Genomic DNA, 21,862 nt, shown 5'->3' with positions numbered 1-21,862 from the left:
GTGCATAGCCGGCACAGCGCGATGCAAATTGGTTACACTCGCGCCATCGTTGCCCGGAGTCCCTATGCGCGAAGAACTGATCCAAGGCTTGCTCGATTTTCTCAACGCCTCGCCGACGCCTTTCCATGCCACCACCAGCCTGGCCATGCGCCTGGAAGCCGCGGGTTACCGTCATCTGGACGAACGCGCCCCCTGGCAGACCGAAGCCGGCGGCCGCTACTACGTAACCCGCAACGACTCCTCGATCATCGCTTTCAAACTGGGCAAACGCCCGGCCGTCGACGGCGGCATTCGTCTGGTCGGCGCACATACCGACAGCCCCTGCCTGCGCGTCAAGCCGAACCCTGAGCTGCAACGCCAGGGCTTCTTCCAGCTCGGCGTGGAAGTCTACGGCGGCGCCCTGCTCGCCCCCTGGTTCGACCGTGACCTGTCGCTGGCTGGCCGCGTGACCTACCGCCGCGACGGCAAGGTCGAGAGCCAGCTGATCGACTTCTACCAGCCCATCGCCGTGATCCCCAGCCTGGCCATCCACCTCAACCGTGAGGCCAACCAGGGCTGGGCGATCAACCCGCAGAACGAACTGCCGCCGATCCTGGCCCAGCTCGCCAGCAGCGAAACTGCCGACTTCCGCGCCCTGCTCGCCGAACAGCTGGCCATGGAGCACGACTTCAACCCGGACGCGGTGCTGGACTACGAGCTGAGCTTCTACGACACCCAGAGCGCCGCCATCGTCGGCCTCAACCAGGACTTCATCGCCAGCGCGCGCCTGGACAACCTGCTGTCCTGCTACGCCGGCCTGCAGGCGCTGATCGACTCGGACGACGAGGAAACCTGCGTACTGGTCTGCACCGACCACGAAGAAGTGGGCTCCTGCTCGGCCTGCGGCGCCGACGGCCCGTTCCTCGAACAGGTACTGCGCCGCGTGCTGCCAGAAGGCGACGCCTTCGTCCGCGCCATCCAGCGCTCACTGCTGGTGTCGGCCGACAACGCCCATGGCGTGCACCCCAACTACGCCGACAAGCACGACGGCAACCACGGGCCCAAGCTCAACGCCGGCCCGGTGATCAAGATCAACAGCAACCAGCGCTACGCCACCAACAGCGAGACCGCCGGGTTCTTCCGCCATCTGTGCCTGGAGAACGAAGTGCCGGTGCAGAGTTTCGTGGTGCGCAGCGACATGGGCTGCGGCTCTACCATCGGCCCGATCACCGCCAGCCAGCTGGGCGTGCGCACGGTCGATATCGGCCTGCCCACCTTCGCCATGCACTCGATCCGCGAACTGGCCGGCAGCCATGACCTGGATCATCTGGTGAAAGTGTTGACCGCCTTCTATTCCAGCAGCGACCTGCCTTGAGGCCCAAGATGATCGAGCATATCCGCAACAGCCTGCAGGAAGCCCAGCGTGCGCTGGAGGCCTTCCTCGCCAACGAACAAACCCTGGGCAATATCCAGAAGGCAGCCGAGCTGCTGGTCGAGAGTTTCGAGAACAAGGGCAAGGCCTTTTCCTGCGGCAACGGCGGCTCGATGTGCGACGCCATGCACTTCGCCGAGGAACTGACCGGGCGCTATCGCAAGAACCGCCCGGGCATCGCCGCCGTATCGATCAGCGACCCCAGCCACATCAGCTGCGTGGCCAATGATTTCGGCTACGACTTCATCTTCTCGCGCTACATCGAGTCCCACGGCCGCGCAGGTGACGTGCTGATCGCCATCAGCACCAGCGGCAAGAGCCCCAACGTGGTCAAGGCCGCCGAAGCGGCCAAGACGCTGGGCGTGAAGGTGATCGCCCTGACCGGTAAGCCCGGCTCGCTACTGGAAAGCCTGGCCGACGTGTGCATCTGCGCCCCGGGTGGCGACTTCGCCGACCGCGTGCAGGAGTTGCATATCAAGACCCTGCACATCCTCATCGAGCTGATCGAGCGCAAGCTGAGCCCGCAGAACTACGTCTGACCCCACCAGACTTACATGGCATGTGGGCTGACTGGTGGGCTGAAGCCCACCCTACTCGACTGGGCGATCTTCGGCGGTGCGCCAATGCTGGGTTACGCCACTGTAGATGCAGCGGCGTGATCAACAAGGTCACAGGCGGCTAACTGCCAGCCCTGTAGGAGCGAGCTCTGCTCGCGAACAGCGCCAGCAGCAAAAGCTTCGCGAGCAGAGCTCACTCCTACAAAAGCGGCATCGACTCAGTGTTGTAGGGCGGGTGCAACCCGCCAAATCTGCGGTGTTCGGTTAAACGCCCTACGCGGCGCGCAGGCGTTTCGGGGTCAGGCCCATGTAGCGGCGCATGGCCGTGGTCAGCGCGCTCTGGCTGGAGAAACCACACTCCTCGGCGATGCGCACCAGCGGCAGGTTGCTTTCGCGCAGCATGCGCGCGGCACGGTCGAGGCGGGTCTGGAGCAGGTATTGGTGTGGCGTGAGGCCGACACTGTCCTTGAACTGGGCATGGAAGTGGCTGGGACTCAGGCACATTTCCTGCGCCAGCTCGGCAACGCTGATGCGCCGCGCCAGGTGTTCACCGATGTAATCATCCAGCCGCTGCAGGTCCATTGCACCTTGTGGCTGCCGGCGCTGCTCACCGAACAGGCGCAGGTGCAACGCACGAAGCAATACCCCACCCAGAGAACGCGCCAGGATCGAGTCGCTGCCATAGCGCTCCAACTCCGCGCCGGCATAGGTCAGCAGGTGTTGGAAATCGACATCGAGGGCGGGATAACGAGGGGTTTCGAACAGGCGATGGAGCAGCTCCAGGTCTTCGCTGGGCGTGTCCTGCTCGTCCAGATCGAGAATCAGCATGCGGTTGTCACCCATGCCGGCGAACTGGTGAGCAGCATCGCCCGGCACCAGGCAGGCGCGCATGCGGCAGACTTCCCCGCCACGGCCGCCGACTTCGAATTCGGCACGGCCGACCAGGGACATCACCAACTGATGATGATCATGGGCATGTTCATGGGCCTGTTCATCCAGGCGGATCACACGGGCTTGCAGCATCGCAAAAGACTGGCAGCACGAAACAAGGGTTGCACTTTACTCCTTTCGAAAGAAAAACGCCGCAACCACCTATCAGCCAAACGGTTGCACCTATAGCAACCTACGCACCGAATCGTACCTCCTAAGCACTCCAGGCTCTATTACCGTGCACCCACGCTCACTCGCTGAACCACATTACGCAGCCGCCAGGCAGATGGCAGGAGAGTTGCTTCGCTGCTCTGGATCGACCACAACAAGCGAGCCTCGATGAGCGATACCGCCCTGATTCTCCTGCCTATACTGGTTCTGCTGCTGGTCCTGGGTTACTGGCTCAGCCATCGCGCAGAGCATCGTCAGCTCAAAGCCAGCAAGCAGGCGGATACCGAAATCGTGCAGCGCTGCCTGGACCTGTTGCAGGCGCTGCAGAGGCATCGCGGCCTGGGAGCGCAGCTGGATGCCGACAGCGTGGCGCAACGCAACGCTCTGGCGCAGCAACTGGACGAACTCTGGCTCAACTGGCCTGGCGCCAGCCTGCTGCTGCCGCCCTTGCAACAGCACTGGCCGCAGCTACGCCGCAAACCCGCCGATTTCGATGCCCATTGTCGACTGATCGAGGCGCTGCTGGAGGTGATCGAGCTGCTCGAAGATCGCCTCTATCGCCAGGACCACTTCAGGATTCGCGGCCTCGGTGAAGCCTGCCGCTCACTCGAAGACCTCGCCAGGCTGCGGGGCCTGGCGACACGCGCAGCCAATTACGAACGCTGCCCGCCCGGCCTGCAGATGCAACTGCGCTTTCTCTGCAACCGCCTGCTCGACCAGGAGCAGGACCCGCCTCTGCTGGCACTGATCGAGCGCCTGCAGAGCGACCTGATCGAGCCTGCGCACGTACGCCTGACACCCGCTGAATGCTTCGCCCTGCTCACGCCGCTGATCGAACAGCGCCTGCTGGGCATTCGCCTGAGTCTTGATTGAGCCGTTGAAAAAATCCCGCGCTCGCCCCATGTAGCAACCAACGTACACGCAAAGGTGCTCCATGAACGATCAGGACAACACCCCAGAGGCCGTCGAAGTTCACGCCCAGTCCAGCAGCACCGGCCTGGTACTGCCCGCGCAGCAGTTGCCGGACAAGCTCTACATCATCCCCATCCACAACCGCCCATTCTTCCCGGCGCAGGTGTTGCCGGTGATCGTCAACCAGCAGCCCTGGGGTCGGACCCTGACGCGGGTTGGCAACACCGAGCACAAGTGCCTGGCCGTGTTCTTCGTCGACAACCCACCGGACGAGCACGGCGAATTCGACCTCGACAGCCTGCCCGAGCACGGCACGCTGGTGCGCGTGCACCACGTCAGCGAGGAAGGCGGCAAGCTGCAGTTCGTCGCCCAGGGTCTGACCCGCGTGCGCATTCGTGGCTGGCTCAGCCGCCGCGGCCCGTACCTGGCCGAAGTGGAATATCCACAGCCGCCGGCCTACCCGCGTGACGAGGTCAAGGCCTACGGCATGGCGCTGATCAACGCGATCAAGGAGCTGCTACCGCTCAACCCGCTGTACAGCGAGGAGCTGAAGAACTACCTCAATCGCTTCAGCCCCAACGAGCCGTCGCCGCTCACCGACTTCGCCGCCGCCCTGACCACCGCCTCCGGCCAGGAGCTACAGGAAGTGCTGGACACTGTGCCCATGCTCAAACGCATGGAGAAAGTGCTGCCACTGCTGCGCAAGGAAGTCGAAGTCGGCCGCCTGCAGAAAGAGCTGTCGGCCGAGGTCAACAAGCAGATCGGCGAGCGCCAGCGCGAGTTCTTCCTCAAGGAGCAGCTCAAGCTGATCCAGCAGGAACTGGGCATCAGCAAGGACGACAAGAGCGCGGATCGCGAAGAGTTTCTCGCCCGCCTGGAAGGCAAGACCCTGCCGGCGCCAGCGCAGAAGCGCATCGATGAAGAGCTGAACAAGCTATCGATCCTCGAAGCCGGCTCGCCGGAATACGCCGTCACGCGCAATTACCTGGACTGGGCCACCGCCCTGCCCTGGGGTATTCATGGCGAGGACAAGCTCGACCTGGGCCGCGCGCGCAAGGTGCTGGACAAGCACCACGCCGGCATGGACGACATCAAGGAGCGTATTACCGAGTTTCTTGCCGTCGGTGCCTTCAAGGGCGAGATCGCCGGGTCCATCGTGCTGCTGGTCGGCCCGCCCGGCGTGGGCAAGACCAGCATCGGCAAGTCCATCGCCGAATCACTCGGCAGGCCGTTCTACCGTTTCTCGGTCGGCGGCATGCGTGACGAGGCGGAGATCAAGGGTCATCGCCGCACCTACATCGGCGCCATGCCCGGCAAGCTGGTGCAGGCGCTGAAGGAAGCCGAGGTGATGAACCCGGTGATCATGCTCGACGAGATCGACAAGATGGGCACCAGTTACCAGGGCGACCCGGCCTCGGCGCTGCTGGAAACCCTCGACCCGGAACAGAACGTCGAATTCCTCGACCACTATCTGGACCTGCGCCTGGATCTGTCCAAGGTGCTGTTCGTCTGCACCGCCAACACCCTCGACTCCATCCCCGGGCCACTGCTCGACCGCATGGAAGTGATCCGCCTGTCCGGCTACATCACCGAGGAAAAGCTGGCTATCGCCAAACGCCACCTGTGGCCCAAGCAACTAGAAAAGGCCGGCGTGCCGAAGACGCGCCTGTCCATCAGCGACGCGGCGCTGCGCGCGGTGATCGAAGGCTATGCCCGCGAAGCCGGCGTGCGCCAGTTGGAAAAACAACTGGGCAAGCTGGTGCGCAAATCGGTGGTCAAGTTGCTGGAAGATCCCGAGGTGAAGATTCGTATCGGCGCCAAGGATCTGGAGGAAGCACTCGGCATGCCGGTGTTCCGCAACGAGCGGGTGCTGGCCGGTACCGGGGTGATCACCGGCCTGGCCTGGACCAGCATGGGCGGCGCTACATTGCCGATCGAGGCCACACGTGTGCATACGCTCAACCGCGGCTTCAAGCTCACCGGCCAACTCGGCGAGGTGATGAAGGAGTCGGCGGAGATCGCCTACAGCTACGTCAGCTCGCACCTCAAACAGTTCGGCGGTGACCCGAGTTTCTTCGACCAGGCCTTCGTCCACCTGCACGTACCGGAAGGCGCCACGCCCAAGGACGGCCCCAGCGCCGGCGTCACCATGGCCAGCGCCCTGCTTTCTCTGGCGCGCAACCAGGCGCCGAAAAAGGGCGTGGCCATGACCGGCGAGTTGACCCTCACCGGCCAGGTGCTGCCCATCGGCGGCGTGCGCGAGAAGGTGATCGCGGCGCGCAGGCAGAAGATCCACGAGCTGATCCTGCCGGAGGCCAATCGCGGCAGTTACGAGGAACTGCCGGACTACCTCAAGGAAGGCATCACCGTGCACTTCGCCAAACGCTACAGCGACGTGGCCAAGGTGTTGTTCGACTGACCAAGGTGCGCACGGCGCACCCTACGGCTCGCACGCCGCACCCCGGTGCGGCTATGCTGGGCCAGGTTTCGTCGACTGGAGTTCGTCATGCACGCCACCTTGCGTCTGCTTATCCTGCCCGCCCTGGCCCTGCTCACGGCCTGCGCCCACCAATCCGGCACGCTGGAGCTGAAGAAGGATCGGCAGTGCCCGCTGACGCTGAACAAGGGTCAGCAACTGATCCTCAACCTGCCCAGCAACCCCACCACCGGTTTTCGCTGGGAAGTGCGTGACGCGGCGCCAAGCGTTCTGCAAAGCCTCGGCCCGGAGGTCTACAGCAACCCGGAAGACGCCGGGCTGGTGGGCGCTGGCGGCATTTCTACCTGGCGCTTTACCGCTCGCGAGCCGGGCGAAGGCCGCCTGCTGCTGACCTACCAGCAGCCCTGGGAGCCCAACGTGCCGCCAGCGGAAACCTTCGAGTGTGAACTGCGGGTGAAATGAGCAAGGCTTGTGGGAGGGGCTTTAGCCACGGATTCGTAGGGCGGGTGCAACCCGCCACCTATTTCATGGCGGGTTTCACCCGCCCTACAGGCTGCAAATGAACAAGGGGGCGCATGATGCGCCCCCTTCTTTTCCCGCGAATGGCCTCAGCTCTTGAGCCGATAACCGGTCTTGAAGATCCAACCCACCAGGGCGATGCACAGCGCCAGAAAGCCCAGCACCATGGCCAGGCTGACGCCGACGTTGACGTCCGACACGCCGTAGAAGCTCCAGCGAAACGCGCTGATCAGGTAAACTACCGGGTTGAACAGGGTCACCGTCTGCCAGGCTGGCGGCAGCATGCTGATGGAGTAGAAGGCGCCACCGAGAAAGGTCAGCGGCGTGACGATCAGTGCCGGGACGATCTGCAGCTTCTCCCAGCCATCGGCCCACACGCCGATGATGAAGCCGAACAGGCTGAAGGTCAGCGCAGTGAGCACCAGAAACGCCGCCATCCAGATCGGATGCTGTATCTCGAAATCGACGAACAGCCGTGCAGTGAGCAGGATGATGAGGCCGAGGATTACCGACTTGGTCGCCGCCGCGCCGACATAGCCGATCAGGATTTCCAGGTAGGACACCGGCGCCGAGAGAAGCTCGTAGATGCTTCCCGAGTATTTGGGCATGTAGATGCCGAACGAGGCGTTGGAAATGCTCTCGGTCAGCAGCGCCAGCATGATCAGCCCCGGGATGATGAAGGCGCCGTAGCTCACGCCCTGCACTTGGGTCATGCTCGAACCGATGGCCGAGCCGAACACCACGAAGTACAGCGAGGTGCTGATCACCGGCGTGGCGATGCTCTGTAGCAGGGTGCGCCAGGTGCGCGCCAGCTCGAACAGGTAGATGGCCTTGATGGCATACAGGTTCATGCGCGCGACTCCTTGAGCAGGGACACGAAAATCTCCTCCAGGGAACTCTGGCTCGACTGCAGGTCCTTGAAATCGATGCCGTGCTGGGCCAGATCACGCAGCAACTCGGCAATGCCGGTGTTTTCGTGCTGGGCATCGAAAGTGAACACCAGGGCATGGCCCTGATCGGCCAGCTCCAGCCCATAGCGCGCCAGCTCGGCCGGCACGCAGGACAGTGGCTGCTGCAATTGCAGGGTCAGCTGCTTCTTGCCCAGCTTGTGCATCAGCACCTGCTTGTCTTCCACCAGGATGATGCGGCCCTTGCTGATCACCCCGATGCGGTCGGCCATTTCCTCGGCCTCCTCGATGTAGTGGGTGGTGAGGATGATGGTCACGCCACGCTCGCGCAGGCGCCGCACCATGTTCCACATGTCGCGGCGCAGCTCCACATCGACACCGGCGGTAGGCTCGTCGAGGAAGAGAATCTGCGGCTCGTGGGAAAGCGCCTTGGCGATCATCACCCGACGCTTCATGCCGCCGGACAGTTCCATGATCTTGGCGTTACGCTTGTCCCACAGCGACAGGTCCTTGAGCAGTTGTTCCAGGTAGGCCGGGTCGGGCTTCTTGCCGAACAGACCACGGCTGAACTTGACCGTCGCCCAGACGGTTTCGAACACGTCGCTGACCAGCTCCTGCGGCACCAGGCCGATCTGCGAACGCGCTGCACGGTAGTCGCGGACGATGTCGTAGCCAGCCACCAGCACCCTACCCTCGCCCGGATTGACGATGCCGCAGATGATGCTGATCAGGGTGGTCTTGCCGGCGCCGTTAGGGCCGAGCAAGGCGAAGATTTCGCCCTGGCGAATGTCCAGGTTGATGCCTTGCAGGGCCGGATGGCCCGACGCATAGGTCTTGTTCAGTTGTGCGATGGAGATGACCGACTGCACGGTGGGTTGTCCCTTGCCTGCGGAAAACGCCACAGTTTACAGGGCATGAGCCGCCTACATCAGCGCGCGCGAGAAAAAACGGCGCACTTGTGGTGCGCCGGGGGTACTGCCGGGAGGGAAGGAACGATTGCACCGCTCATGACGGTGCAACGATAGGCCAGGCAGCAGGCGCTACCCGGCGTATGCCGTAGGGCGGGTGAAACCCGCCATCTCGATTGGCGGGTTGCACCCGCCCTACAATGGAGTCAGCAAGTTGCCGGTGGTGATAAAGGCGCGCAGGTTGTCCAGCACCAGATCGGCCATCTGCTGGCGCGTCTCGACACTACCGCTGCCGACGTGCGGCAGCAGCACCACGTTATCCAGCTCGCGCAATGCCGCCGGCACCTGAGGTTCGCGTTCGTAGACGTCCAGACCGGCCCCGCCAATCACACCTCTCTGCAAGGCAGTGACCAGCGCCGCTTCATCGACCACTGAACCGCGCGCCACGTTGATCAGAAAACCATCAGCCCCCAGCGCTTCGAGCACCTCGGCATTGATCAGATGATGGGTGGCCTTGCCACCCGGGCAGGTCAGCACCAGGAAGTCCGCCCAGCGCGCCAGTGCCAGCAGATCCGGCTCGTGCTGGTAAGGGCTGCCCTCGACCGCACGGCGATTGTGGTAACGCACTGGCATGGAAAAGCCCGAGGCGCGTAGCGCCACCGCCTCGCCGATGCGGCCGAGGCCGACGATACCCAGGCGCTTGCCGCTGACCCGACGCGCCAGCGGGAAACCCGTGGTACTGCTCCAGACGCCGCTGCGCACGAAGCGCTCAGCCTCGGACAGGCGCCGCGCGCTGTCGATCATCAGGCCCATGGCCAGGTCGGCCACACAGTCGTTGAGCACGTCCGGCGTGGTGCTGAGGGCGATACCGCGATCACGCAGCAGATCTAGTGGATAGGGATCGTAGCCAACGCCGAAACTGCAGATGGCGCGCAGATTCGGCAGCAGCGCCAGTTGATCAGCCGTACAGCCGAAACGCGCCGAAGACACCATGTAGATGAACTGTTCACCCTGCTCGCGCAGGAATGCCAGCGGCTCGGCCTGCTGCCAGAGCGCGCTGACCTCGTATTCCTCGGCCAGCTCGCGGTTGAAACGTTCGCTCAGCGGGCCGATCTGCAGCACCTTGGTTTTGCTCATGGGGCCTCCTGTTTCAGTTGTCAATTCACAGCAATTTGCCCGGGTTCATCAGCCCGGCCGGATCCAGCGCCTGCTTGACGCGAGCCATCAACTCCAGTTCCAGCGGCGCCTTGTACTGTTGCGCGGCCAGTCGCTTGGATTGGCCCAGGCCATGTTCGGCGCTGATGCTACCGGCATCCTCCAGGGTCGAGTCGTAGATCACGCGCATGACCGCCTCGGCCTGTGCCTTGAACGGACCATCCTCGGCGCCGACTGGCTTGCTGATGTTGTAATGCAGGTTGCCGTCGCCGACGTGCCCGTAGGCCACGATGCGCACACCGGGAAATGCCTGCTGCAACGCCTGGTCGGTGCGCGCGATGAAGTCGGGAATACGACTGACCGGTACGCTGATGTCGTGCTTGAGACTCGGCCCCTCGTGGTTCTGCGCCTCCGAGATGCCCTCGCGTAGCGCCCACAGTGCACGCACCTGCGCGTCGCTGGCAGCGACCACGGCATCCAGTGCCACACCTTGCTCGAAGGCGGCGCCGAGGCCCCGTTCAAGCAGCTCGTTCAAGGGCGCATTGGGCTGGGTATCGCTCAGCTCGATCAACACGTACCAGGGATGCACCTCGGCGAACGGGTCGCTGACGCCGACAACATGGCGCAGGACGAACTCGACGCTCTGCCGCGACATCAGCTCGAAGCCGGTCAGGCGGTCGCCACACAGCCCACGCATCTGCCCGATCAGCTCCACGGCTGCCTGCGGGCTCGGCAGCGCCACCCAGGCAGTGGTCAGGCTGCGCACGGCGGGAAACAGCTTGAGCACAGCGGCGGTGATGATGCCCAAGGTGCCCTCGCTGCCGATGAACAGGTGCTTGAGGTCATAGCCGGTGTTGTCCTTGCGCAGCCCGCGCAGGCCGTGCCAGATACGCCCGTCAGGCAACACCACTTCCAGGCCCAGGGCCAGGTCGCGCATGTTGCCGTAGCGCAGCACCGCGGTGCCGCCGGCATTGGTCGCCAGGTTGCCACCGACGGTGCAACTGCCTTCGGCGCCCAGCGACAGCGGGAACAGCCGGCCGACTTCGGCGGCGGCCTCCTGCAGTTGCTGCAGGATCACCCCGGCTTCGACGGTGATGGTCTCGTTGGCCACGTCCACTTCGCGGATGCGCTTCATGCGCGTCAGCGACAGCACGACCTGCGCACCGGACTCGTCCGGGATCGAGCCGCCACAGAGGCCGGTATTACCGCCTTGTGGCACCAGGGCCACGCCGGCTTGCGCGCAAATACGCACCACAGCAGCGACCTCTTCGGTCGAGCCCGGGCGCAGCACGGCAGCGGCCTGGCCGCGATAGGCACCGCGCCAGTCGCTCAGGTAGCTCTGCATGCGCTCAGCGTCGGTAACCAGGCCGGCCTCGCCAACCGCCTCGCGCAACGCCTGAATCAGATCGTCGGACAGGTCAGTCATATCAGGTCACCGGCGCCGGGTTGAACAGTACCAGGTCGTTGTGCAGGCGCAGGTGCTCGGCGCAGGTCTGCTTGCGCCCGCTGGCCACGTCCAGATAAAGCTGGAAGATATGCCAGCCCATTTCCTCCAGCGTCATGCGCCCGGAGACAATCTGCCCGGCGTCGACGTCGATCAGGTCCGGCCAGCGCTCGGCCAGTTGAGTACGGGTGGCCACCTTGATCACCGGCACCATGGACAAGCCATAAGGCGTGCCGCGACCGGTGGTGAAGATGTGCAGGTTCATGCCCGCTGCCAGCTGCAAGGTGCCACAGATGAAGTCGCTGGCCGGGGTGGCGCAGAACCACAGGCCCTTGCCGCGGATGCGCTCGCCCGGCGCGACGACGCCGGCAATCGGGCTGTTGCCGGACTTGGCGATCGAACCCATGGCCTTCTCGACGATGTTGTTCAGTCCGCCCTTCTTGTTGCCCGGCGTGGTGTTGGCGCTGCGGTCGGCCATGCCGCGCTGCAGGTAGCGGTCGTACCAGTCCATCTCGCGAATCAACGCATCGGCTACTTCGACAGTAGCGGCGCGCGGCGTCAGCAGGTGGATGCCGTCACGCACTTCGGTGTTCTCCGAGAACATCACAGTGGCACCAGCGCGCACCAGCAGGTCGGCGGCCACGCCCAGAGCCGGGTTGGCGGTGATGCCGGAGAAGGCGTCGCTGCCACCGCACTGCATGCCGACCACCAGCTCGGAGGCCGGCACAGTCTCGCGACGACGCTGATCGAGCACCTTAAGACGGTCCTCGATCATGCCCATGATCTGCTCGACCATGCCGCTGAAGCCAGTGCCGGAATCCTGCAGGCGGAACAGCCAGTCCTCCTCGTCCATGCCGTTGGTGAGCTGGTCGCCATCCATCAACTGGTTGGCCTGCAGCTTCTCGCAGCCGAGGCTGATCACCAGCGCCTGGCCACCGAGGTTGGGGTTGCGGCTGATGTTGTACAGGGTGCGGATCGGCACCACCGCGTCCGGCGCGTTGATCGCCACGCCGCAGCCGTAGCTGTGCGACAGCGCCACCACATCGTCGACGTTGGGGTACTTGGGCAGCACCTCCTTGCGCACGCGCTCGACCACGTGATCGAGCACACCGACCACGCACTGCACGGTGGTGGTCACGCCGAGGATATTGCGGGTGCCGACGCTGCCGTCCGGGTTGCGGAAGCCCTCGAAGCTGTAGCCTTCCAGCGGCTCGCCAGGCGCGGCCTTGATGGTCGCCTTGGGCAGGTTGTCCAGCACCGGCGGCTCCGGCATGCGCAGCACCTGCTCGGTCACCCAGCTGCCGGCGGCGATAGGTTTCAGTGCATAGCCAATCACTTCGCCATAGCGCACCACCTCGCCGTCTTCGGCGATATCCCGCAACGCCACCTTGTGGCTTTGCGGGATGCCTTCGATGGCCGTCAGGCCGTCATCGAACTGGCCACCGGCGGCGACGCCCTGGTCATTGACCACCACACCGACGTTGTCGCTCGGGTGCAGGCGGATGTATCGGGGCGAATCCTGATGGGGAATCAACTGCATGCTGCGTGCTCCTGTTATGCGCTCAGGATGCCGAGCCAGATGTGGAGCCAGAGGCACCCTCATCCAGCTCGACCCTGCGAATTTGGCCGACGATCAGGCCGAAGCTGACGACCGCCAGCAGGGCATTGAGGCCAACGTAGGCCAATGCTCCATCGAATGAACCAGTCAGGCTGACCAGGTAGCCGATGACGATAGGCGTGGTGATCGCCGCCAGGTTGCCGAAGGTATTGAACAACCCGCCGGACAGGCCGAGGATCTGCCGTGGCGAGGTGTCGGCCACCAGCGTCCAGCCCAGCGAACCGAGGCCCTTGCCGAAGAACGCCAGGGCCATCAGCGCCACCACCGCCGTGTCGCCCTCGACAAAAATACACAGCACCAGGCTGCTCGACAGCAACAAACCGAACACCATCGGTAGCTTGCGCGCCAGGGTCAGTGAATGGCCACGGCGCACCATGCCATCGGACAACAACCCACCGAGCACGCCGCCGACGCAGCCGCTGATGGCCGGCAAGGCGGCGGCGAAACCGGCGCCGATAATGCTCATGCCGCGTGCCTGCACCAGGTACACGGGAAACCAGGTGAGGAAGAAATAGGTGATGGCGTTGTTGCAGTACTGACCGAGGTAGATGCCGATCATGGTGCGCTGGCGCAACAGCAGGCCCAGGTATCGCCACTGCGAGCCGCCGGCGCTGCCGCGCTGCCCTTCGAGATCGATCAGTGCACCGCCACGCTCCAGGTGGGCCAGCTCGGCCGCTTCGATACGCGGGTGCTGGCGTGGGCCATGCAGTTGCGTCAACCACAGGAACGACAGCGCCAGCCCCAGGCAACCGAGTACGATGAACACCGACTGCCAGCCCATCGCCTGCACCACCCAGCCCATCAGCGGCGCGAACAACGCGGTAGCGGCGTATTGCGCCGAGCTGGAGATCGCCGTGGCAGTGGCACGCTCGGCGGAGGGAAACCAGGAGGCGATGATCCGTGCGTTGCCGGGAAAGCACGGCGCGCTGGCAAACCCCACCAGCAAACGCAGGAGGAACATCGAGGTCACCGCCCAGGTGGTCGGCAGCCAGCCGACGAAACCTTGCAGCAGGGTCAGCGCCGACCAGATGAACAACGCCAGGGTGTACACCGGCTTGGTGCCGAAACGGTCGAATAGCCAACCGCCCGGTATCTGCCCGATCACATAGGCCCAGCCGAACGCCGAGAAGATGTAGCCGAGCGTCACCGCGTCGATACCCAGGCCGGCTTGCATCGCCGAACCGGCGACGGACAGGCTGGAGCGATCGGCGAAGGTGATGGTGGTGACCAGAAACAGCATCAACAAGATGCTGTAGCGCACACGACCCGGTTTGGCATCTGGCATCGGCAAGGCTCGTGAGACAACAGGAAAGGCTAAGCCCGTAGGGTAGGCCGAACACCCCGTAGGGTGGGCTTTAGCCCACCAATAATGCAGCCCACCGTGGCTACAATCGGTGGGCTAAAGCCCACCCTACAGGACTGCGGGCTTGGCTCAACGTACCAGACAGGGCTTCTTGTTATTGAAGGTCCAGTTGGGGATCAAGTACTGCATGGCGATGGCGTCGTCACGCGCACCCAGGCCCTTGGCCAGGTACAGCTCATGCGCCTTGGCCAATGCGTCCCAATCCAGCTCGACGCCCAGACCCGGCGTTTTCGGTACCTGCACCAGGCCGCCTTCGATACGCAATGGGTTGCGCGTCAGATACTGGCCGTCCTGCCAGATCCAGTGGGTGTCGATGGCGGTCACGCGGCCCGGCGCCGCGGCAGCGACGTGGGTGAACATCGCCAGGGAAATATCGAAGTGATTGTTGGAGTGCGAACCCCAGGTCAGGCCCCAGTCGTTGCACATCTGCGCCACGCGTACCGAACCGGCCATGGTCCAGAAGTGCGGGTCGGCCAGCGGGATGTCCACCGATTGCAGGGAGATGGTGTGGCCCATCTGCCGCCAGTCGGTAGCGATCATGTTGGTCGCGGTCGGCAGGCCGGTGGCACGACGGAACTCGGCCATCACCTCACGGCCGCTGTAGCCGTTCTCGGCGCCGCACGGGTCTTCGGCATAGGCCAGCACGCCATGCAGGTCGCGGCACAGGCCGATGGCCTCATCCAGCGACCAGCCGCCATTGGGGTCCAGCGTCACACGAGCCTCAGGGAAGCGTGCGGCCAGGGCGCGGATCGCCTCGACTTCGGCTTCGCCATGCAGCACACCGCCCTTGAGTTTGAAATCGTTGAAGCCATAACGCGCATGCGCGGCCTCGGCCTGACGGACGATGGTTTCCGGCGTCAATGCGGTCTGGTTGCGCACACGCTCCCAGGTGTCATCGGCATCGCGCTCATCGCGGTAGCCGAGATCGGTCTTGTCCTTGTCACCGACGAAGAACAGATAACCGAGCATTTCCACGGCGTCGCGCTGCTGGCCTTCGCCGAGCAGTGCCGCCACCGGCACACCGAGGTGCTGGCCGAGCAGGTCGAGCAGCGCCGACTCCAGCGCGGTAACCGCGTGAATGGTGATACGCAGGTCGAAGGTCTGCAGGCCACGGCCACCGGAGTCGCGATCAGCGAAGGTGCGGCGTACCTGGTTGAGCAGCGCGTTGTAGTTGCCGACCGGCTGGCCGACGAGGATCGAGCGGGCGTCTTCGAGGGTCTTGCGGATGCCCTCGCCGCCGGGGACTTCGCCGACACCGATATGGCCGGCGCTGTCCTTGAGAATGAGGATGTTGCGGGTGAAGTAAGGGCCATGGGCACCGCTCAGGTTGAGCAGCATGCTGTCCTGGCCGGCGACCGGCACGACTTGCAGCTCGGTGATCAGCGGGGTGCCGACAGCGGCAGGAATCTGTGAAGTCATGAGCGTTACCCTGTTGTTCTTATGCGGGTTCGACAATTGTTCAGGCTGTCGCGCCCGGCTTACCGAAGCGCGACTGGGTCGCTCGCCGAGGCGAGCGACCCCCTGTGGCGTTACTGCGCGCCTTGCGCTTCGATCAGCTTGGCCAGGGCTTCGTACTCGTCCGGCAGCAGATCGGTCAGCGGAGCACGTACCGGACCGGCATCGTAACCGACGATCTTGGCACCAGCTTTGACGATGCTCACGGCATAACCGGCCTTGCGGTTACGGATGTCCAGGTACGGCAGGAAGAAATCGTCGATCAGCTTGCCAACGGTGACGTGATCTTCCGCGGCGATGGCGCGGTAGAAGTCCATGGCGGTTTTCGGGATGAAGTTGAACACGGCCGAGGAATAGACCGGCACGCCCAGTGCCCTGTAGGCAGCGGCGTAGACTTCAGCGGTCGGCAGGCCGCCGAGGTAGGTCAAGCGCTCGCCCAGGCGACGACGGATCGACACCATCAATTCGATGTCACCCAGACCATCTTTGTAGCCGATCAGGTTCGGGCAACGCTCGGCCAGTTGCTCCAGCAGATTGGCGTTCAGGCGGCAGACGTTACGGTTGTAGATCACCACGCCGATGTTCACCGACTTGCACACCTGCTCGACGTGAGCGGCAACGCCGTCTTGCGAGGCTTCAGTCAGGTAGTGCGGCAACAGCAGCAGGCCTTTGGCGCCCAGGCGCTCGGCTTCCTGCGCCATCTGGATGGCAACGCGGGTCGGGCCGCCAACGCCAGCTAGGATCGGTACGGACTTCTCGCAAGTGTCCACGGCGGTCTTGATCACGGCGCTGTATTCGTCCGGCGCCAGGGAGAAGAACTCACCAGTCCCGCCAGCAGCGAACAAGGCAGAAGCGCCGTACGGTGCCAGCCACTCGAGGCGACGCACGTAGCCAGCCTGGTTGAAATCACCGGCAGCATCGAAGTCGGTCACCGGGAAAGACAGCAGACCAGAGGAGAGGATGGACTTAAGTTCTTGTGGATTCATTATGCGAACACCCTGTAAAGCGAGTTGTGAGGAATGACGTCAGCCGTAGCTGTAGAGATACGTTATCGTACAACAACAAAAAAAACACCAGTTTTTATATCGTCCGTTCGTCGAAGATTTTCTTGCTCCCGTCCGCTTCGCCGGAAACCGGCCAAAAAGCGTAAAGCTCAGACTAGAGCAGCCTCCATGATCGTGCCAGAAGAAATGGCAGCGCAATCATGATTAGCCATGGGCAGCGTTGACAGGTCAGGAACAGACTGGTACTAATTTCACCAAGTCATACGACAACCTATGACATTCCAATAAAAACAAACGAGGCCCTGGTCATGTCACAGACCTTCACTGCCGCCCCACCCTGCCATCGTGCCAGCCATCGCACCGATGTCAGCAGCCGCCTGAACAGCGCAGTCCGCGCAGGCCTCGTTGCCGTCTTTGCCCATGCTCTCACTTGCTACCGCGCGGATCGCACGATGATCCCGGTGCACGACTGAACCGTCCCTTCGCCATTGCGGCCGAGGGCCGCGCCAGTTTCGGAGCCCCAGCCAAGATGTACGAAGCCTCCCGCAGCAGCACACCCCAGATCGTCGAGATGCAGGTCATTCCGGTCGCCGGCCATGACAGCATGCTGCTCAACCTGTGCGGCGCCCATGCCCCCTACTTCACCCGCAACCTGGTGCTGCTCAAGGACAATGCCGGGCGCATCGGTTGTGGCGAGGTGCCCGGTGGTGAAGGCATTCGTCAGGCCCTGGAGCGCTGCCGCGAGTTGGTGATCGGCCAGTCGGTCGGCCGTTACAACCATGTACTCAATCGTCTGCGTCAGGCCATCGCCGGCGCGGCCAAGGGGCCACAGACCACTCAGCACCAGGTCACCTCGGAATCCGAAGCACGCGTGCTCAAGCAGCCGCACGAGATCAACCTGCGCCTGGACAACGTGATCACCGCGGTCGAAGCCGCCCTGCTCGACTTGCTCGGCCAACATCTGGACGTACCGGTGGCCGAACTGCTCGGCAGCGGCCAACAGCGCGACAGCGTGCCGATGCTCGCCTACCTCTTCTATATAGGTGAGCGCGAGCGCACCGACCTGCCCTACCTCGCTGGCAAAGGCGCAGCGGACGACTGGTACCACCTGCGCCATCAGGCCGCACTGACGCCAGAGGCCATCGCCCGCCTGGCCGAAGCGGCACATGCGCGCTACGGCTTCAACGACTTCAAGCTCAAGGGCGGCGTGATGCGTGGCGCCGAGGAAATGGACGCGATCCGCGCGATCAAAGCGCGCTTCCCCGATGCCCGCGTCACCCTCGACCCCAATGGCGCCTGGTCGCTGGATGAAGCCATCGCCCTGTGCCAAGGGCAAGGCCACGTGCTGACCTATGCCGAAGACCCTTGCGGCCCGGAGAATGGCTACTCGGGTCGCGAGATCATGGCCGAGTTCAAGCGCGCCACCGGCATCCCCACCGCCACCAACATGGTCGCCACCGACTGGCGGCAGATGGGGCACTCGTTGCGCCTGGAGGCCGTGGACATTCCCCTGGCCGACCCGCACTTCTGGACCATGCAAGGCGCCGTGCGCCTCGGTCAGGTCTGTGAAGAATTCGGCCTGACCTGGGGTTCGCATTCGAACAACCACTTCGATATTTCCCTGGCCATGTTCACCCATGCCGCTGCGGCCGTACCTGGCCGCGTCACGGCCATCGACACCCACTGGATCTGGCAGGAAGACGAGGAACGTCTGACCCGCGAGCCGCTGCAGATCATCGGTGGCCAGGTGCAGGTATCGGACAAGCCCGGCCTCGGTATCGAGCCGGACATGGAGCGGATCATGGCCGCTCATGAGCTTTACAAGAAGGTGGCCAACGGTGCGCGTGACGACGCCATGGCCATGCAGTACCTGGTTCCGGGTTGGCAGTATGACCCGAAACGTCCCAGCCTCGGCCGCGACTGACTCACGCGGCTTTTATCCCAACCCGGAGTATTCCAATGAAAAAAACATTCCGCGCCTCCCTCCTTTCTGCCCTGGTCGGCATGGGTGTCCTGGCCACCCATTCCGCCACCTTCGCCGATGAAGTGAACTGGCCCACTCGCCCCGTCCAGGTGGTGGTAATCGCCAACCCAGGCGGCGACACCGACTTCAACGCCCGCATGATGGCCAAGTACTTCAACGAGATCACCGGCAAGACCATGGTGGTGACCAACGTCGCCGGTGGCGGTGGCACCCTGGCGGCCGAACAGGTCAAAGGCGCTGCGGCGGATGGCAACACCATCCTCTTCACTCACCCGGGCCAGTTGATCGTCAACGAAGTCGCCGGTCTGACCGAAGACAGCTACGAAACCTTCGATGTGGCCTGCATCGCTGGCGTAGACAAGAGCACTGTGTTCGTCGCCTCCAAGCAGGCCGGCGTGAACAGCATGAAAGAGCTGATCGAAAAATCCAAAGCCAATCCGGGCAGCATCACCTATGGCACCGAGATGGGCAGCTTCTCCCACCTGCAGGGCCTGATGCTGGAGAAACTCGCTGACATCAAACTGAAGATGGTCGACGGCGGCACCGTGTCCGACCGCGTGGTCGGCATGCTCGGCGGTCGCCTGGGCATGGGCGCCATCTCCTATGGCTCGGTGCAGGATTATGTTCAGGGCGGGCAGATGGTCGCACTGGGCCAGCCTAACGACGAACGTAACGCCATGATTGGCGATGTACCGACCCTCAAGGAGCAGGGCCTCGACATCACCATGGACAAGCCCTACGTCGTGGCCTTCCCGAAAGGCACCGACCCGGCGATCGTGAAGAAAATGTCCGACATCATGCAGCAGATCGCCGAGAAGCCTGCCTACGCTGAAGACCTGAAGAAGTTCAAGCAGCCGGTCACTTTCTTCGCTACCGAAGAGGCCAAGCAGATTCTGGCCAAGACCCGCGAAGACTTCATGCAGTTCAAGGATGAACTGCGCAAGGCCAAGTAAGCCATACCGCAGCGCCGGCCCGACCGACTCGAGCCGGCGCTTCGCCTCAGAACATCGAGGTACACGATGAACACCCTGAACAAGAAAGAGCTGATCATCGGCATCGCCATGCTCGGCGCCAGCCTTGCCTACCTGATCATGGCGCAACAGCTGCCTGGGCATGACGGCGTCGATGCGGCCACCGTGCCGAAACTGCTGGCCGGATTCCTGTGCCTGCTTGGCGTGATGCAACTGGTCAGCGCCTTTGCCAAACCCAAGGCGGCTGCCGAACCCGCCGCCAGTCCGGCTCCTGCAGAAGCCGAAGAGCCAACTGTTGAAATTGTCGAACCGAAGACCGTCATCAAGACACTCGGCCTGATCCTTGGCTACATGGCCCTGCTCGGCCCTGTGGGCTTCCCGATCATGACCGTGGTTTACCTGTATCTACAGTTCCTCGTGCTGACCCCGGTAAACCAGAAAGCCAGGCACCTGACCTATCTACTGATCGCCGTTATCTGCTCTGCGCTCATTTTCCTGCTGTTCCGCGAGGCCTTCGACCTGTTGCTGCCCGCTGGCCTGCTGAACAATTTCATCTGAGGATCGACCATGCTCGAATTACTGCAGCAAGGCTTCGGTGCCGTCTTTTCACTGAACATCATGATGCTGATGGCCGTCGGCGTGGCCATGGGCATCGTCTTCGGCGCCGTGCCCGGCCTGTCGGCGACCATGGCAGTGGCGCTATGCCTGCCGCTGACCTTCACCATGGGCCCGCAAACGGGTCTGTCGTTGCTGGTGGCACTGTTCATCGGCGCCACCTCCGGAGGCCTGATCTCGGCGATCCTGCTGAAGATTCCGGGAACACCCTCCTCCATCGCCACGGTCTTCGACGGTGGCCCGCTGATGGAGCAGGGGCACGGCGTCAAGGCGCTGGGCGTCGGCATCGTGTTCTCCTTCCTCGGCACCATCTTCAGCATCGTCGCGCTGATGTTCATCGCTCCGCAGCTGGCCAAGGTGGCCCTGAGCTTCGGCCCGCATGAATACTTCGCCATCGCTGTATTTTCCCTGACCCTGATCGCCACGCTGTCGGCCGGTTCCATGGTCAAGGGCTTGTTCGCCGGTGCACTGGGCATCGCCGTGTCCACCGTCGGCATTGCGCCGGTCGAAGCCGTGCGCCGTTTCACCTTTGGCGTCAGCGAGCTCAATGGCGGCTTCTCCATGCTCACGGTGATGATCGGCATGTTCGCCGTGGCCGAGATCATCAAGCTCGCCGAAACCGGCCGCCATGCGGTGCAGGGCAAGGCCAAGTCGGTGAGCATGAAGAACATCAAGGGCTTTGGCTTCTCGCTCAAGGAGTTCCGCGAGCAACTGCCCAACGCCGGCCGCTCCGGCCTGATCGGCCTGGGTATCGGCATCCTGCCAGGCATCGGCGCGGGCACCTCGAACCTGGTGTCCTACATCATCGCCAAGAAGCGCGCGAAAGATGGGCACACCTACGGCAAAGGCAACATCGGCGGCGTGGTCGCCAGCGAGACGGCCAACAACGCCGGTATCGGCGGCGCCATGATGCCGCTGATGACCCTGGGCATCCCCGGCGACACCGTCACCGCGATCATGCTCGGCGGCTTCCTGATCCACGGCATCCAGCCCGGTCCGCTGCTGTTCATCAGTCAGGGTCCGCTGGTGTACACCATCTTCGCCGCCCTGATCGTCGCGACCTGCATGATGCTGTTCATGGAGTTCTACGGCCTGCGCCTGTTCATCAAGCTGCTCGACGTGCCCAAGCACATCCTGCTGCCGATCATCCTGGTGCTTTGCGTGGTCGGTGCCTTCGGCCTGTCCAGCCGCCTGTTCGACGTCTGGTCGATCCTGCTGTTCGGTCTGCTCGGTTACGCCTTCGTCAAGGCTGGCATGCCGGCGGCGCCGTTCATCATCGGCTTCATCCTCGGGCCGATGGCAGAAACCAATCTGCGCCGTGGCCTGATGCTGTCGGACGGCAACTTCGCCGACTTCTTCACCAACCCCATCGCCGGTACCTTCCTTGGCCTGGCACTGGTGTTCGTGCTCTGGCAGGTGTTCAGCGCGCTGCGCCCAAAACCCAGCGCGATCAACGAAATCCTGCGTACCTGACCCGCCCCACCTTTCCCCTCGCCAACA

Annotated in this window: 18 protein-coding genes; 9 read left to right on the top strand and 9 right to left on the bottom strand. The window is 63.5% G+C overall.

What is annotated here, in order from left to right; translation table 11 throughout:
• The first annotated feature begins 64 nt into the window (after positions 1 to 64).
• Together BM059_RS13450 and lpcA are read left to right on the top strand one after the other, a co-directional pair.
• Positions 65 to 1,354: a M18 family aminopeptidase gene (locus BM059_RS13450; RefSeq protein WP_074939243.1), complete on the top strand. Its 1,290-nt coding sequence runs from the start codon at positions 65 to 67 to the stop codon at positions 1,352 to 1,354.
• A gap of 8 nt (positions 1,355 to 1,362) precedes the next feature.
• Positions 1,363 to 1,950: a D-sedoheptulose 7-phosphate isomerase gene (gene lpcA / locus BM059_RS13445; protein WP_074939242.1), complete on the top strand. Its 588-nt coding sequence runs from the start codon at positions 1,363 to 1,365 to the stop codon at positions 1,948 to 1,950.
• Between the two features lie 291 nt (positions 1,951 to 2,241).
• Here lpcA and BM059_RS13440 read toward each other — a convergent pair whose 3' ends face one another.
• Positions 2,242 to 2,991 carry a helix-turn-helix transcriptional regulator gene (locus BM059_RS13440; protein WP_061241868.1) on the bottom strand — a complete coding sequence of 250 codons (750 nt, stop codon included), beginning with the start codon at positions 2,989 to 2,991 and terminating at the stop codon, positions 2,242 to 2,244.
• 246 nt (positions 2,992 to 3,237) lie between these two features.
• Here BM059_RS13440 and BM059_RS13435 point away from each other — a divergent pair, with 246 nt between their 5' ends.
• From BM059_RS13435 to BM059_RS13425, 3 genes are all read left to right on the top strand, one after another.
• On the top strand, positions 3,238 to 3,942 hold the full coding sequence (locus BM059_RS13435; protein WP_074939240.1) for a hypothetical protein: 705 nt from the start codon (positions 3,238 to 3,240) through the stop codon (positions 3,940 to 3,942).
• Positions 3,943 to 4,003: 61 nt separating this feature from the next.
• Entirely contained in the window at positions 4,004 to 6,400 is a 2,397-nt protein-coding gene (lon, locus tag BM059_RS13430) for an endopeptidase La (RefSeq protein ID WP_037003634.1), read from the top strand.
• An 87-nt stretch (positions 6,401 to 6,487) separates the two neighbouring features.
• The gene (locus BM059_RS13425; protein WP_074939238.1) at positions 6,488 to 6,880 is read left to right on the top strand and encodes a protease inhibitor I42 family protein; all 393 of its coding nucleotides are present in this window, start codon (positions 6,488 to 6,490) and stop codon (positions 6,878 to 6,880) included.
• A 146-nt stretch (positions 6,881 to 7,026) separates the two neighbouring features.
• Here BM059_RS13425 and BM059_RS13420 read toward each other — a convergent pair whose 3' ends face one another.
• The 8 genes from BM059_RS13420 to kdgD form a co-directional block, all read right to left on the bottom strand.
• A complete protein-coding gene (locus tag BM059_RS13420; protein ID WP_074939236.1) occupies positions 7,027 to 7,788 on the bottom strand; it encodes an ABC transporter permease in 762 nt (253 codons plus the stop codon).
• Positions 7,785 to 8,714, bottom strand: coding sequence for an ABC transporter ATP-binding protein (locus BM059_RS13415; protein WP_074939234.1), 930 nt, complete (start codon positions 8,712 to 8,714; stop codon positions 7,785 to 7,787). Before BM059_RS13415 ends, BM059_RS13420 begins: the two co-directional genes overlap by 4 nt.
• Positions 8,715 to 8,948: 234 nt before the next feature.
• Positions 8,949 to 9,890, bottom strand: coding sequence for a 2-hydroxyacid dehydrogenase (locus BM059_RS13410; protein ID WP_074939232.1), 942 nt, complete (start codon positions 9,888 to 9,890; stop codon positions 8,949 to 8,951).
• A 25-nt stretch (positions 9,891 to 9,915) separates the two neighbouring features.
• Positions 9,916 to 11,334 carry an FAD-binding oxidoreductase gene (locus BM059_RS13405; protein WP_083413276.1) on the bottom strand — a complete coding sequence of 473 codons (1,419 nt, stop codon included), beginning with the start codon at positions 11,332 to 11,334 and terminating at the stop codon, positions 9,916 to 9,918.
• A gap of 1 nt (position 11,335) precedes the next feature.
• Complete coding sequence (gene garD / locus BM059_RS13400; RefSeq protein WP_074939230.1) at positions 11,336 to 12,892, bottom strand: galactarate dehydratase; 1,557 nt, start codon at positions 12,890 to 12,892, stop codon at positions 11,336 to 11,338.
• A 22-nt stretch (positions 12,893 to 12,914) separates the two neighbouring features.
• Complete coding sequence (locus tag BM059_RS13395; protein ID WP_037001658.1) at positions 12,915 to 14,255, bottom strand: MFS transporter; 1,341 nt, start codon at positions 14,253 to 14,255, stop codon at positions 12,915 to 12,917.
• Positions 14,256 to 14,402: 147 nt separating this feature from the next.
• The gene (gene gudD / locus BM059_RS13390; protein WP_074939228.1) at positions 14,403 to 15,752 is read right to left on the bottom strand and encodes a glucarate dehydratase; all 1,350 of its coding nucleotides are present in this window, start codon (positions 15,750 to 15,752) and stop codon (positions 14,403 to 14,405) included.
• Positions 15,753 to 15,862: 110 nt separating this feature from the next.
• The gene (gene kdgD / locus BM059_RS13385) at positions 15,863 to 16,774 is read right to left on the bottom strand and encodes a 5-dehydro-4-deoxyglucarate dehydratase (RefSeq protein ID WP_037001661.1); all 912 of its coding nucleotides are present in this window, start codon (positions 16,772 to 16,774) and stop codon (positions 15,863 to 15,865) included.
• A 547-nt stretch (positions 16,775 to 17,321) separates the two neighbouring features.
• Here kdgD and BM059_RS13380 point away from each other — a divergent pair.
• The 4 genes from BM059_RS13380 to BM059_RS13365 all read left to right on the top strand — a co-directional run bounded on the left by BM059_RS13380 (position 17,322) and on the right by BM059_RS13365 (position 21,835).
• Entirely contained in the window at positions 17,322 to 18,716 is a 1,395-nt protein-coding gene (locus BM059_RS13380; RefSeq protein ID WP_074939226.1) for an enolase C-terminal domain-like protein, read from the top strand.
• 35 nt (positions 18,717 to 18,751) lie between these two features.
• Positions 18,752 to 19,729, top strand: coding sequence for a tripartite tricarboxylate transporter substrate binding protein (locus BM059_RS13375; RefSeq protein WP_074939224.1), 978 nt, complete (start codon positions 18,752 to 18,754; stop codon positions 19,727 to 19,729).
• A gap of 66 nt (positions 19,730 to 19,795) precedes the next feature.
• Positions 19,796 to 20,305 carry a tripartite tricarboxylate transporter TctB family protein gene (locus BM059_RS13370; RefSeq protein WP_037001664.1) on the top strand — a complete coding sequence of 170 codons (510 nt, stop codon included), beginning with the start codon at positions 19,796 to 19,798 and terminating at the stop codon, positions 20,303 to 20,305.
• A gap of 9 nt (positions 20,306 to 20,314) precedes the next feature.
• Positions 20,315 to 21,835: a tripartite tricarboxylate transporter permease gene (locus tag BM059_RS13365; protein ID WP_074939222.1), complete on the top strand. Its 1,521-nt coding sequence runs from the start codon at positions 20,315 to 20,317 to the stop codon at positions 21,833 to 21,835.
• Positions 21,836 to 21,862: the final 27 nt, after the last annotated feature.

This window comes from Ectopseudomonas composti, assembly GCF_900115475.1.
Taxonomy (GTDB): Bacteria; Pseudomonadota; Gammaproteobacteria; order Pseudomonadales; family Pseudomonadaceae; genus Aquipseudomonas; species Aquipseudomonas composti.
This window is presented reverse-complemented; position numbering and strand designations above follow the sequence as displayed.